Annotated in this window: 13 protein-coding genes; 2 read left to right on the top strand and 11 right to left on the bottom strand. The window is 66.8% G+C overall.

The window, feature by feature from the left end:
• The 6 genes from IPM60_12640 to IPM60_12615 form a co-directional block, all read right to left on the bottom strand.
• Positions 1 to 1,194, bottom strand: a complete 1,194-nt coding sequence (locus IPM60_12640) for a peptidoglycan -binding protein (GenBank protein ID MBK8908710.1) — start codon at positions 1,192 to 1,194, stop codon at positions 1 to 3.
• 12 nt (positions 1,195 to 1,206) lie between these two features.
• Positions 1,207 to 2,355 (bottom strand): flagellar motor protein MotA, encoded by a 1,149-nt coding sequence (locus tag IPM60_12635; GenBank protein ID MBK8908709.1) that lies wholly within the window; start codon positions 2,353 to 2,355, stop codon positions 1,207 to 1,209.
• 38 nt (positions 2,356 to 2,393) lie between these two features.
• Positions 2,394 to 3,176, bottom strand: coding sequence for an OmpA family protein (locus IPM60_12630; protein MBK8908708.1), 783 nt, complete (start codon positions 3,174 to 3,176; stop codon positions 2,394 to 2,396).
• Between the two features lie 127 nt (positions 3,177 to 3,303).
• Complete coding sequence (locus IPM60_12625; GenBank protein MBK8908707.1) at positions 3,304 to 4,110, bottom strand: inositol monophosphatase; 807 nt, start codon at positions 4,108 to 4,110, stop codon at positions 3,304 to 3,306.
• 72 nt (positions 4,111 to 4,182) lie between these two features.
• Positions 4,183 to 4,752: an elongation factor P gene (gene efp, locus IPM60_12620; protein MBK8908706.1), complete on the bottom strand. Its 570-nt coding sequence runs from the start codon at positions 4,750 to 4,752 to the stop codon at positions 4,183 to 4,185.
• Between the two features lie 143 nt (positions 4,753 to 4,895).
• Positions 4,896 to 5,063, bottom strand: coding sequence for a hypothetical protein (locus IPM60_12615; GenBank protein ID MBK8908705.1), 168 nt, complete (start codon positions 5,061 to 5,063; stop codon positions 4,896 to 4,898).
• 215 nt (positions 5,064 to 5,278) lie between these two features.
• Between IPM60_12615 and IPM60_12610 the strand changes: the two genes are divergently transcribed.
• Entirely contained in the window at positions 5,279 to 5,521 is a 243-nt protein-coding gene (locus tag IPM60_12610; GenBank protein MBK8908704.1) for a hypothetical protein, read from the top strand.
• 105 nt (positions 5,522 to 5,626) lie between these two features.
• Here the strand turns inward: IPM60_12610 and IPM60_12605 are convergent, their stop codons facing one another.
• From IPM60_12605 to IPM60_12595, 3 genes are all read right to left on the bottom strand, one after another.
• Positions 5,627 to 6,379, bottom strand: a complete 753-nt coding sequence (locus IPM60_12605; GenBank protein MBK8908703.1) for a lytic transglycosylase domain-containing protein — start codon at positions 6,377 to 6,379, stop codon at positions 5,627 to 5,629.
• 102 nt (positions 6,380 to 6,481) lie between these two features.
• Positions 6,482 to 6,922 (bottom strand): large conductance mechanosensitive channel protein MscL, encoded by a 441-nt coding sequence (gene mscL / locus IPM60_12600; protein ID MBK8908702.1) that lies wholly within the window; start codon positions 6,920 to 6,922, stop codon positions 6,482 to 6,484.
• A gap of 93 nt (positions 6,923 to 7,015) precedes the next feature.
• Positions 7,016 to 8,578, bottom strand: coding sequence for a 4-hydroxyphenylacetate 3-hydroxylase (locus tag IPM60_12595; protein MBK8908701.1), 1,563 nt, complete (start codon positions 8,576 to 8,578; stop codon positions 7,016 to 7,018).
• A gap of 161 nt (positions 8,579 to 8,739) precedes the next feature.
• Here IPM60_12595 and IPM60_12590 point away from each other — a divergent pair, with 161 nt between their 5' ends.
• A complete protein-coding gene (locus IPM60_12590) occupies positions 8,740 to 9,810 on the top strand; it encodes a COX15/CtaA family protein (GenBank protein ID MBK8908700.1) in 1,071 nt (356 codons plus the stop codon).
• On the opposite strand, the gene IPM60_12585 is transcribed toward IPM60_12590, so the two are convergent.
• Both IPM60_12585 and IPM60_12580 read right to left on the bottom strand, forming a co-directional pair.
• A complete protein-coding gene (locus tag IPM60_12585; protein MBK8908699.1) occupies positions 9,771 to 10,202 on the bottom strand; it encodes a universal stress protein in 432 nt (143 codons plus the stop codon). The two genes, IPM60_12590 and IPM60_12585, sit on opposite strands and share 40 nt — an antisense overlap.
• Before the next feature lie 184 nt (positions 10,203 to 10,386).
• Positions 10,387 to 12,467, bottom strand: a 2,081-nt coding sequence (locus IPM60_12580; protein MBK8908698.1) for a TRAP transporter permease, incomplete at its 5' end; no start/stop codon positions are given.

The following is a 12,467-nucleotide window of genomic DNA, read 5'->3' as shown; positions in this document are numbered from 1 at the left end:
TCAGGGCCGGGTGAGCTTGAGCTCGATGCGGCGGTTGCGGCGCAGGTCCTCGGGCGAGGATCCCTCGACCAGCGGCTGGAACTCACCGAAGCCGGCGGCCGCCAGCCTGTTGGGCGGAATTCCACGCTCGATCAACAGGTTGACGACGGAGAGCGCCCGCGCCGCCGACAACTCCCAGTTGGAGGCAAACGCCGGTGTCTGGATCGGCAGGCTGTCGGTATGGCCATTGACCTGCAGCACCCATGGCAGGTCGTCGGGGATGCGGTCCTGGAGCTCCCGGATGCTGTCGGCGACTTGGGACAGTTGCTGCCGGCCTTCTTCGTCCAGCTCGGACGAGCCGCTTTCAAACAGCACTTCCGATTGGAACACGAAGCGGTCACCGACCACCCGGATCCCTTCCTGATCGCCCAGAACCTGCCGCAACCGGCCGAAGAACTCGGAGCGGTAGCTGGCCAGCTCCTGGACCCGTTCGGCGAGTGCCGCGTTGAGGCGCTGGCCGAGCGTCGCGATCTGCTCCTCCTGTTGCACCGCTTTCAGCTCGGACGCGTCGAGCGCAGCGCTCAGTTGCCCGAGCTGCTCCCGGAGGGCGGTCAGCTGCTTGTTGAGAAGGGCGACCTGGGCGCGGGCGCTGTTCGAAAGCTCGCGCTCCTCGATCAACCTCGCTTCGGTGTCTTCGGCTTTGCGGCCGAGCGCAAGGGCCTCCCGTTCCAGCTCCTCCTTCAGCGCCTGGAGGGCGGCGACTTGGCTCAGCAGCTGGTTGAGTCGGCGCGTCTGCTCGTCGATCGCCCGCTTGTCCGCCGCGACAGTGCGCTGTGCCCGGCTGAGATCCGTGGCGAGATCCTCCACCCGGCTCTCCGCGGCGGTGGCGCGATCGGTCAGAGCCCGTATGGCAGAGCGAAGGTCGTCGCGGACGGCGAGGGAGGCTTGCAGGTCGTCCGAAAGCTGCGCAACGTTGGCGCGCATGTCCTCGTTGGCGTTGCGTTCGAGGCCGAGCAGGTCATTAAGCTCGGAAACCCTTGTCTCCAGGCGCATCAGCGCCTCGTCGCGACCGGTCAGCGCCTCGTTAAGGAAGAACTGGGCGAGCACGAACACCATCAGCAGGAAAATGACGACGATCAGCAGCGCCGCCAGGGCGTCGACGAAGCCGGGCCAGGTGTTGATGGAATAGGGGGTGCGGCGGGCGAGGGTGGCCATCGGAAAGCGGCGCTACCGCTGCTCGGCGTCTTCGGCCACTGCCGCGATGGTGCGCGCCAGCAGCCTGATGTCGCCGCGCACCTGGTGCAGGATCTCGTCGCGCCCCGTCGAGACGTCCTCGACCAGGCGCGCCACGTAGAGCTCGAGGTTGCGGATGTGGGCGCGCGTGGCTTCGTCGAGCGCCGGCGAGGCCTCTGCGGCGCGCATTTCGGCGAGCCGGATCAGCGCCGGCTTCAAATCCGACTGGCCCTCCGCCAGCCGGAGCATCAGCGACTGCTCGGTGCGCATCTGGTCGGTCAGCGTCGAGATCTGCTCGGCGAGGCGCAGCAGGTGGGCGTTGGTCGCGCTTCGGCTGTCCTCGCCGCGGGCGATGGTGTGCTGGAGCGCGTCGAGGCTTTCAGCGGTCTGCTCAAGAAGCGCTTGCACATAGACCGGGATCGACTGATCGCCGTCGCCGCTGAGCGCCCCGCTGGCGAGCCGCGTGATCCCCGACAGCCATTCCTCCAGGTCATTGAAGAAGCGGTTCTGCGCCTGGCCGGCCTGCAGATCGAGGAACCCCAGGATCAGCGAGCCGCCGAGGCCGAACAGCGATGACGAGAAGGCGGTGCCCATGCCGTTGAGCGGCGCCTCGAGGCCGCGCTTCAGTTCGGAGAACACCGTCGATGCGTCACGGCTCTCGAACGACAAGCCGCCGATGACGTCGCCGACCGAGCTGATCGTTTCCAACAGGCCCCAGAAGGTGCCGAGCAGGCCGAGAAAAATCAACAGTCCAATGGTGTAGCGGGACAGATCGCGGGATTCGTCCAGCCGCGATGCAATGCCGTCGAGCAGCGAGCGCATGGCCGGCGCCGACAGGCTGAGACGGCCCCGCCGCTCGCCCAACATGGTCGCCATCGGCGCCAGCAGCCGCGGCGGCGCGTGCTGGCCGCGGGAGCCCGGTTCGGTTCGGAAATGCTCGATCCACGACACCTCCGGCCAGAGCATCAGGACTTGGCGAAAATTGTAGATGACGCCCAGCAGCAGCACGCCGACGATCAGGCCGTTGATCGGCGCGTTGGTGACGAACGCCGCCTGCAGCGGCCGGTACAGCACCAGCACCGTGATCACGACCACGCCGACGAACAGGATCATGCGATACAGATACCGGCGCGGCCGGTTCATCGGCTTCGCCTGCACTACCGGGGGTTCGCGGACCGGCATCAACGCTCCACGATCCTCACGTCGACCCGGTCCCGCGGCGCATCGCCAGCGCTGTCGCTGGCGCCGAGGGCGCGGACGTCGATGCGGTTGCCGGCGATGCCGCTTTCCATGAGATAGCTGCGGACCGCCAGGGCGCGGGAGAGGGACAGGCGGCGCGCCTTGCTTGCGGATGCCCCGCCGGCGCGGGCATAGGCCAGCAACTGGAAGCGGAGCCCGGGGTCCGCCGCCGCGTCGCCGACGGCGCGATCCAGTCCGGCTCGCGCCTGATCGTCCAGCATGGCGCCGTCCGCCGGAAACGCGATGGCGACGAGGGTGACCGCCTCGGGAGTCCGCTGCTCGGGCGCGGGAGCGGCTTGCCGATCGTCCGGCGGCGCCGTGACGGATGCGCCGCTCTCCAATGCCGGCTGTGCGGCGCCCCTGTCCTTCGCTGCAGACCGTCCCTGCGCGCTATCAGGCTTTGGTGTCGAGGCGCCGACGTCCCGGGACGGGGATGCGCCCGGCGCGGCGGCTGTCGCACCGGTCACGTCTGGCTTGCGAACGACCGCCGCTTGCCGCACGCCAACCCCGGCGCCGGATCGGCGAGTTTCTGCGCCGCGGTCCTGATCGGGCGCGGCAGCACGCCGGGGATTGCGGACCGGCTCGTCGAGGCGGGAGGCCAAGCGAACGGACGAGTCTGCGGCGGCGGATGCGGCGCCGCTCACTGTCGCCGACGCTATTGCCGGCCAGGGACTAGCCAAGCCCGCGACCACCGTCAGCATCAGCAGCCGAAGGGGGGCGACCATGCGTGCGCGACCTGCGTTTGTTTAACCTCTGCTTGTATATCTTATGCGAGAATCCAAGTTTCGCCACGATAGTATCGCGACCCGGCATGCACAACCGGCTTCCACCGGATCCGGGCGGCGGCATGATCTACGGGCCAGACGCTGCGGCGCCCCGAACGAGATGGCCGAGTTCTTCGTGCAAGGCGCTGTTGGTCGCAAGAATTCCCCTTTCCGACAGCATCTTGCGGCCGCCTGTGAGGTCGGCGACGAAGCCGCCGGCTTCCCGCACCAGCACGATGCCGGCCGCCACGTCCCAAGGGTGCAAGCCGTTTTCCCAATACCCGTCGTAGCGGCCGGCGGCGACGTATGCGAGATCGAGGGCAGCCGAACCGAATCGGCGCACGCCGGCGGACACCGCCATCACCGCACGGACCTGCGCGAGAAACAGCTCGTGGTCCGGCAGGCCGTAAAACGGGATGCCGGTAGCGAAGATCGCCTCGTTCATCCGCGCCCGCGCCGAGACGCGCAGCCGCCGCCCGTTGAGGAACGCGCCGGCGCCCTTCTCTGCGAAAAACATCTCGTCCGGCACAGGGGAATAGACGACCCCGGCGAACGGCTCGCCGTCCCGTTCGAGCGCAATGGAGATGGCGAAGTGCGGGATGCCGTGCAGGAAATTGGTGGTGCCGTCGAGGGGGTCGACGACCCAGCGATTGGAGGTGTCGGTGCCCACTTGGGCGCCGCTTTCCTCCATCAGAAAGCCGAAGGTGGGGCGGGCCTTGGCGAGTTCCTCGTGGATGATCTGCTCGGCGCGGCGGTCGGCCTTGCTGACGAAGTCGGCCGGTCCCTTGCGGGACACCTGCAGATGCTCCAGCTCGCCGAAGTCGCGGATCAAGCGGCGCGCCGCCTTTTGCGCGGCGGCGACCATGACGTTGAGAAGGGGCGAGCGGTTCGCCATGGGTTCCGTTCGGGCTAGAGGCTGGAGGGAATCGCAGCGGCGCTCCGGGTTCGGGAGCGAGCCGCAAAGTGATCAGTCTTTGGCGCGCTCGACGTAGGTGCGATCGCTGGTGTTGACGACGATGCGGGTGCCGGCCTCCACGTGCGGCGGAACCATGACGCGAATGCCGTTCTCCAGGACCGCCGGCTTGTAGGACGACGCAGCCGTCTGCCCCTTGACCACCGCGTCCGCTTCGACGATGGCGAGGGTCACCGTGTCCGGCAACTGGAAGCCAATCGGCGTCTCTTCATGGAACTCGATGGTCACCGCCATGCCTTCCTGGAGAAACGGGATCTGGTCCTCGCCGACGACGTCGGCGCCGAGCGCCACCTGGTCGTAGGTGGTGATGTCCATGAAGGTGTAGGTGTCTCCGTCGGTGAACAGGTATTGGAAGTCCCGCTGTTCAAGGCGTACTCTTTCCACCGTCTCCGCCGAGCGGAAGCGCTCGTTGAGCTTGGTGCCGTCGCGCACGTCGCGCAACTCCACCTGCAGATAGGCTCCCCCTTTGCCGGGCTGGGTGTGCTGGATCTTGACCGCGCGCCACAACCGGCCCTGGTGCTCGATCACCATGCCGGGGCGAACGGCATTGCCGCTGATCTTCATGTTTCGCGCCGTGTCTCGATAAATCGCAACGATGGCGTCATGGTGTCTTCATGACCATGCGGCGGACCCTAGCAGGTTGCCCCGCTGCCGGCAACGGCGAGCGACGCGGCGCCGCTTTGCCGCGCCTCTCTGCACGACCACAGTCACCACCACCAGGCGAAGGGCGCTTTCAACTCGCGGGCGCGGCTGGCGAGATCCGGACGCGGGTCGAGGACGGCGAGGTAGGCGTCCGTCACCGCCACGAGCGTCATCAGCCACTGGCGCGTCCACAGCATGTGGCAGCATGCAAGCTGCTGGAATGGGCCGGCCATTGCGTCTCTCCCCCAGGGTTTCTGGCGACAGGGTATGTCGAAACCGATGCTGCAGACAACCGATCTCCGGTCTGGCGCGAAGCGGATCTTTGGCCCGCCGCGACGAGTCTTCAGCACTCGGAATGACTATAGAGCGGGGTTGCGTGGAAAGGCAGATGGGATAAGGTGATGCCAGGGCTGCGTATGAGGACGGACCGGGTGGGAGCTGACCAGCCATGCTGCACCGCGAAACCATCTTGAAGCTGGTCGGGCGGTCTCGCCTCGACGACCACGCCATCGCCGAGATCGCCCGCACCGGCGCCAATGAGGCGGAACTGGTGGAGGCGCTGAACTGGGTTCAACGGGGCGACGAGGTCGGCGCCGAGAAGATGAAGCCCATGAGCCCGAACGTCGCCGCCGTGTGCGAGATCCTGATGACAGCCAGCGGGCCCTTCGACGACACCGAGGGCGTTCTCTGAAGTTGCAGACCGTTGGCGACGGCATGGTGCCCCCGCCGAGTCACTTGCGCAGCGGTGCATTCAACGAATGCACGGTCGCTGAACGCAACGAATTGATTCAGTGCACTAGCGCGGGTTTGCGTTCTTGACGACCAGCAGCCATGGGTTGTCTGATACGCTGTTGCAGCGGTAGATCGCCTGCACGTTCTCCACGTACGCCCGGGTTTCGGCGTAGGGCGGAATGCCGCCATGGCGGTCCACGGCGTTCTCGCCGGCGTTGTAGCCGGCCAGCGCCAATGGGATGTCGCCCTCGAAATAGTCGAGCAGCCACTGCAGGTAGGCCATGCCGCCGCGGATGTTCTGGCGCGCATCGAACGGCTTCTCGATGCCGAAGCGGGCGGCGGTATCGGGGATTAGCTGCATCAGGCCCTGGGCGTTCTTGTGGGAGCGGGCCTCCACTTGAAAGCGGGATTCCACTGCCATCACCGACAGGACGAGATTGGGATCGAGCCCGTAGCGCGGCGCCATGTCCTCGACGATGGCGGTGATCCAGCCGGGCGCCCGTGACGCCATCCACGGCTGCCAACGCGCATCGCACCTGCTTGCATGGGTGTGGACGGGGACGCTGCCGGTGGTGGTGCGGCCGAGACCGGGCGCCGATGCTCTTGGCGATTTCGCGTCGTCGCTGGGACGATGGCGCCCCGGCACGCTCATCACGCCGGCGGGCCGGCCAACGGCGATGGTTCCGAAGCCTTTGCCGCTTTGGGTGTGATACGGTGGCTGAGCCGCGCCCGGCGATGGGAGGCCGGCCACCGCAGCGATGATTGCAACGACCGCAACCACCATCGTGTGGACCGCCGCTCTCCTGATCGTCGTCATGCCGTGTCACTCTCCTGCGACGTACAACTCCACGCCACTCTACAACCGCATCGTGTTGTGCGCGACCCCCACAAGGGTGCGATCGGGCGCCCTGCGGTCCGATCAGGCGGATTTTTTCAGGAGGTCGCGGATTTCTTCCAGCAAGACTTCCTGGCGCGGCGGCGTCGGCTGGGCGGCCGCTTCCGCCGCCGGATCGGTGCTGGCCAACTCCTTCAGCCGGTTGATCCAGCGGATCAGCAGAAACACGGCGAAGGCGACGATCAGGAAGTGCAGGCAGGCGTTGAGGAACGTGCCGTAGCCGATGACCGGGGCGCCGGCCTCCTTGGCGGCGGCCAGCGACGCATAGGATTCGCCGGTCAAATTCAGGAACAGGCTGCTGAAATCAACGTCGCCGACGATCCAGCCGATCGGCGGCATGATGACATCCTCGACCAGCGTGCCGACGATCTTGCCGAAGGCGGCGCCGATGATGATGCCGACGGCCATGTCGATGACGTTGCCGCGAACCGCGAACTCGCGGAATTCCTTGATGAAGCCGTCCATGGACCCTGTCCTCCTTGAGGCCTGCCAGTGCAGCGGTGGTATTGCGGCGCGCTTGCCCCGCAACCGCTCGCAGTGACGACCGGCGGCGGGCGCCTACTCTGCCGCAAGCGGTTTGTGCCGCGGCGATGGCGGGGAGCGATGGTGCTCCGGCTCGGCGCAGCCGACCGGGCAGCAGCGGCCCGGTTGCCTGTCGCGGCTCGCCTCGCCGCTGCCGTCGCCGGTGACACCGCGCTCCACCAGCGCGTCGATCAGCGCCACCCGCTCCTGAACCGGGTAGTTGCGGTAGATCTCGCGCTTCATGGCTTCCGGCGAGCCGCCGCCATGTAGGCTGATGACGGAGTACCAGCCGGCGGTGTCGGAGGCGGTCAGATCCTCCATCAGCCGCGCAACCTCGGCACGGTGCGCCTGCGGCACATCGCCGCGACCGGCAAGGGTCGCCATCAGGTCGCCGGCGGCCGCCGGGTTGTGGTCCTCGTCCGGGGTCGGCAGGGCGACCACAAGGCCGCCCGACACGGTGTGCGCAAGCCGTTGCATGTCGTAGATCTGCGTGGACAACAACAGCTTGCCCACGTTGGCGAACACCGGCTCGGGCATGACGTTTCCAGCCGGGTCGGCGACGCCGTAGACAGAGGCCGCCACTCCGCAGGCGAAGAAGCCTTCGACGATCTTGATGAGGTCGACGATGGCGTCGCGGATGTGGTGCACGGACTGGGGTCCGACCCCGTTGATGTCCGCCATGTGCACGCCGGCGCCGATGAGCAGGTCGCCGAAGCCGGCTCGCGCCGCGATGCAACTGTGCCGGTGGTGGTTGGCGTAGGTGGTCGTCAGGAACTGCGCGTGGTCCCATTCGCCGGCCAAGAACACCCGCTCCCACGGCACCAGCACGTCATCGAAATGGACGACGGCCACCGACTGGCCGTAGCGGGCGCTGAACTTGGCCGCTGCGACGCCGGGGCGTCCGGCCGGCCGCGAGATGATGGTGATGCCGTCGGCGTCGACCGGCACGGCGCAGCAGACCGCGAAGTCCTGGTCCTCGGCCGTCATGGATCGGCACGGCATCACGAGGAATTCGTGGACGTAGGGGGCGCCGGTGACGATCGCCTTGGTGCCGCGGATGACGATGCCGTCGGTCCGGCGCTCGCGGATGTGGACATAGGAGTCGCGGTTCGTCTGAGCGTGGGGACGGAGCGCGCGGTCGCCCTTGCCGTCGGTCATGGCGACGGCGCAGGTCAGATCCTCGGCCTGGACGCGGTCGAGATAGGCGCGGAGCCGTCCATGGTACTCGGCGCCGTGCTCGGCGTCGATGCGGTGGGTGGATTGAAAGATGGCGTTGAGGGCGTCGTGGACGAGGTAGCGCTGGGCGCAGCCGCTTTCCCGGCACAAGACGCGCACCGCCTCCAGCTTGTAGAGAAGATCGCCCGTCTCCCCGTTGATGTGCAGCATGCGGTTGGTTTCACGGCCCGTGACCGGGTCTTTGGCCACCATCAGGCGGCGCAACTCGGGGCGCAGCGCAAAGTCATAGGTGACGCCGATGGCGCTGACGCCCGGCGCCAGTTGCGGCTCGTCGGCAACGGAGTCTACCTGCTGCCCGTTGACGAACACCCGCGGGCGATAGCGCCGGAGCGACTCCCGGTAGCCGTTTGCCGAAAGGAACATCATCGGACTCCTTGACTGCGAACGTGTCTCACATGCTCTAGGCCAAGCGCTTCAGGCATGCAAGAAGCGCGCGGTCCCTTGGCAACCGCCGCCGCAGCGGCGATAGTGCCGGACGGCGAAAGGAGTAGATTGTGATTACCGTACAGCAACGACAACACCAAATGAGGATCATCGCGTTCTGGCTGTTCGCCGTCGCCGCGATGGTGTTCGCCATGGTCGTCCTCGGCGGCTTAACGCGCTTGACCCACTCGGGCCTCTCGATGGTCGAGTGGCGGCCTTTGACCGGCTGGCTGCCGCCGCTCGGCGAGGCGGAATGGCAGCGGGTATTCGCCGAGTACCGGCAGTTCCCCGAGTACCGCGAAGTCAACGCCGGCATGACCTTGGGCGAGTTCAAGGGCATCTTCTGGCTCGAATTCATTCACCGCCTGTGGGGGCGGGCGATCGGGGTGGCGTTCGCCGTGCCGTTCCTGGTGTTCCTGGCGCTCGGCTGGATCGAGCGGCGGATGATACCGAAGCTGGTCCTGCTGTTCGTCCTCGGCGGCCTGCAGGGCGTCCTGGGCTGGTTCATGGTCAAGAGCGGGCTGGTCGACCGGCCGGACGTCAGCCAGTACCGGCTGGTCGCGCACTTTGCATTGGCGCTGGTCATCTACGCAGCGTTGATCTGGGTGGCGCTCGGGCTGCTCGCGCGCGAGCCGCGGCCGGAAAACGTTCGCTCGGCGGGATTGGCGCGGCTCGCGGCGGTCATGACGGGGCTGGTGTTCGTCACCGCCCTGTCCGGCGGCTTCGTTGCCGGCACCGACGCCGGCTTCGCCTACAACACCTTCCCGACCATGGATGGCCAGTGGATTCCTGACGGTCTGTTCGCCGGGGATGCGCCGTACCTCAGCCCGTTCGAGGACATCACGACGATCCAGTTCGTGCATCGCATACTGGCGATCACCACCCTGGTCGGGGTTCTGGCGCTGTCGACGGCGGCGTTACGGTCGCCGATCGCCGGACGGGCGCGCGCGGCGGCTGTGCTGCTTGCCGTCGCGGCTCTCGGACAGGTCACCCTCGGCGTCGCCACGTTGCTCCTGTTCGTGCCGGTGCCGCTCGCCGCAGCCCACCAGGCCGGGGCCGTGGCGCTGTTCACGATCGTCCTCTGGACCCTGTTCGAGCTGCGGCCGGACCGCCGCGAGGTCGCGCGCGTGCGTCAGTCGCCGCGGACGACCAGCACCGAGCAGGTGGCGTGACGGACGACACGGGCGGCGTTCGGGCCGAGCAGGTAGTCGCGGAGCTTCGGGCGATGCGACGCCATGACGATGAGGTCGCAGCTCATCTCGGTGGCGACCCTCAGGATCTCCTCGTAGACGTTGCCGCTGGTGACGATAGTCTGCGCCTCCATGTCCGTCGGAACATGGGCGCGGACGAAGGCGTGCAACTCCTTGTCGGTGTGTTCCAGGATCCTCTCCTCGTAGCTCTCCGGGAAGAACTGGCTGACCATGGCGAGGCCGAAGGTCGGCACCACCGTCACGATGTGCAGAGACGCACCTTGCGCGCGGCTTTGCTCCAACGCTGCCGGCAGGGCGCGGCGCCACGAACTCTCTTCGTTCAGATCGACGGGTAACAGGATGCTCTTGAACATTGCGTGTAGCTCTCCAGTTGCTGGCCGGTTGCCGGGTCGTGTCACCCGAACGCCCGGGCGACGGCAAGCGCCGCCGCGAGGGCCGAGGTCCCGGCCACTTCAGGCTCCAAAGCGATGGGCAGCAGAATCTCCCTGAACATCGGACACGATCCTCTTCTCTCGCACCTCGGGCTCTCTTTGCGCCTCAGGCAGCCTCGTCCGGGCGGCGCCGGGCCCGCTGCATCAGGTAGACGACGGCCAGCACCACCAGCGCGGGAATGAAGATCAGCTCCTTGGGCGGCTGGTAAGCCGGCGCCCGCACCTCAAGGATCTCCTGATCGAAATCGAGCTTCGCCTCTTCGGCCGGGCTTCCAAACTCGACGGCGTCGATCATCACCTTGCCGTCGTCCTCGATGAGTTCCACCCCGAGCGCGGCCAGCCGCTCCTCGCCGGTTCCTCCCTCCGGCACCGGGACGAGCGTCACGAACTCGCGCGGCTCGCCGATGAGGTCGAAGCCGGCGACGCGGACCCGAAGCTCGCTTCCCACAGGCCTCGCCATCAGGGCTTCGGCGAAGTCCTGGGGAGGCACTTCCTCGTAGGGCGGATAGATCATGTCCATGAAGAATCCGGGCCTGAACAGGGCGAACGCCACGAGCAGCAGCAGGACGCTCTCGTAGATGCGGCTGCGGACCAGAAAGAAGTTCTGGGTGGCAGCCGCGAACAACAGCATCGCGATGGTGGCAACGACAAAGATCAGAATGCCGTGCAGGAAATCGACGTTGATCAGCAACAGGTCGGTATTGAAGATGAACAGAAACGGCAGCAGCGCGGTGCGAAGACTGTAGAAAAATGCCACGAAGCCGGTCTTGATCGGATCGCCGCCGGACACGGCCGCCGCCGCGAAGGCCGCAAGCCCCACGGGCGGCGTCACGTCGGCCATGATGCCGAAATAGAACACGAACATGTGCACGGCGATCAGCGGCACCAGGAGGCCCGTCTGGGCGCCGAGATTGACGATGACCGGCGCCATGAGCGCCGACACCACGATGTAGTTGGCGGTGGTCGGCAGCCCCATGCCGAGGATCAGGCTGACGAGCGCCGTGAACATCAGCATCAGCATGATGTTGCCGCCCGACACCACCTCGACAAGGTCGGTCATGACCGCGCCGATGCCGGTCAGCGTCACGGTGCCGACGATGATGCCGGCGGTCGCCGTGGCGATGCCGATACCGATCATGTTGCGGGCGCCGGCGACGAGGCCGTCCAGCAACTCGTGCCAGCCCTGTTTGACCGCTCCCGGCACCGGCCGATGGCGCATCAGGGCGATGATCGGCCGCTGGGTGATCAGGATAAACAGCATGAGGAGCGTCGCCCAGAACGCCGAGAGGCCGGGCGACAGCCGCTCCACCATCAGCGCCCATACCAGGACCGCCACCGGCAGCAGAAAGTGGAGACCGGATTTCACCGTCGGCCCGGTTTCCGGCAGCTTGACGATGGGCGCGTTGGGGTCGCTCATCTGCAACTCGGGATAGCGCGTTCCGAACCACAGCAGCCCGAGATAGGCCGCCAGCAACAGAATGGTGATGATCCAGGTTGCGGCGTCCCCGAACGCGACCTTCATCCATCCGAGGCCGTAGTAGACGGCGGCGGCCATGCCGGCGACGATGATGAAGCCGAGCAGCATGTTCATGATGCGGATCAGCCATGGCTTCGGCGCCACCGGCTTTTCGAGCCCCTGCAGGCCCGCCTTCAACGACTCGATATGCACGATGTAGACGAGCGCGATGTAGGAGATCACCGCCGGCAGAAAGGCGCTCTTGATGACCTCGGTGTACGACACCCCGACATACTCGACCATCAGGAATGCCGCCGCACCCATCACCGGCGGAGTGATCTGGCCGTTGACGGAGGATGCGACCTCCACCGCGCCGGCCTTCTCGGCGCTGAACCCGACCCGCTTCATCAACGGGATGGTGAAGGTTCCGGTGGTGACCACGTTGGCGATGGATGAGCCGGAAATCAGGCCCGTCATGGCCGACGAGACGACGGCCGCCTTGGCGGGGCCGCCGCGCATATGGCCGAGCATCGAAAACGCCACCTGGATGAAATAGTTGCCGGCCCCCGCCTTGTCCAGCAGCGCCCCGAACAGCACGAACAGGAACACGAAGCTGGTGGAGACGCCCAACGCGATGCCGAACACGCCCTCGGTCGTCAGCCACTGGTGGGACATGGTTTTGGCGAGCGACGCGCCCTGGTGGGCGATGACGTCCGGCATGTACGCGCCGC

Source organism: Rhodospirillales bacterium (assembly GCA_016710335.1).
Lineage (GTDB): Bacteria > Pseudomonadota > Alphaproteobacteria > Rhodospirillales > Defluviicoccaceae > JADJXQ01.
The sequence above is the reverse complement of the archived record's forward strand: the minus strand, read 5'-3'. Positions and strand labels throughout refer to the sequence as shown.

Coding starts and splice junctions, on each gene's coding strand:
- IPM60_12610 (MBK8908704.1), top strand. CDS start 5,279: ATGCTGCACCGCGAAACCATCTTGAAGCTGGTCGGGCGGTCTCGCCTC.
- IPM60_12640 (MBK8908710.1), bottom strand. CDS start 1,194: ATGGCCACCCTCGCCCGCCGCACCCCCTATTCCATCAACACCTGGCCC.
- IPM60_12625 (MBK8908707.1), bottom strand. CDS start 4,110: ATGGCGAACCGCTCGCCCCTTCTCAACGTCATGGTCGCCGCCGCGCAA.
- IPM60_12635 (MBK8908709.1), bottom strand. CDS start 2,355: ATGAACCGGCCGCGCCGGTATCTGTATCGCATGATCCTGTTCGTCGGC.
- IPM60_12590 (MBK8908700.1), top strand. CDS start 8,740: ATGAGGATCATCGCGTTCTGGCTGTTCGCCGTCGCCGCGATGGTGTTC.
- IPM60_12585 (MBK8908699.1), bottom strand. CDS start 10,202: ATGTTCAAGAGCATCCTGTTACCCGTCGATCTGAACGAAGAGAGTTCG.
- IPM60_12595 (MBK8908701.1), bottom strand. CDS start 8,578: ATGTTCCTTTCGGCAAACGGCTACCGGGAGTCGCTCCGGCGCTATCGC.
- efp (MBK8908706.1), bottom strand. CDS start 4,752: ATGAAGATCAGCGGCAATGCCGTTCGCCCCGGCATGGTGATCGAGCAC.
- IPM60_12605 (MBK8908703.1), bottom strand. CDS start 6,379: ATGACGACGATCAGGAGAGCGGCGGTCCACACGATGGTGGTTGCGGTC.
- IPM60_12630 (MBK8908708.1), bottom strand. CDS start 3,176: ATGGTCGCCCCCCTTCGGCTGCTGATGCTGACGGTGGTCGCGGGCTTG.
- IPM60_12615 (MBK8908705.1), bottom strand. CDS start 5,063: ATGGCCGGCCCATTCCAGCAGCTTGCATGCTGCCACATGCTGTGGACG.
- mscL (MBK8908702.1), bottom strand. CDS start 6,922: ATGGACGGCTTCATCAAGGAATTCCGCGAGTTCGCGGTTCGCGGCAAC.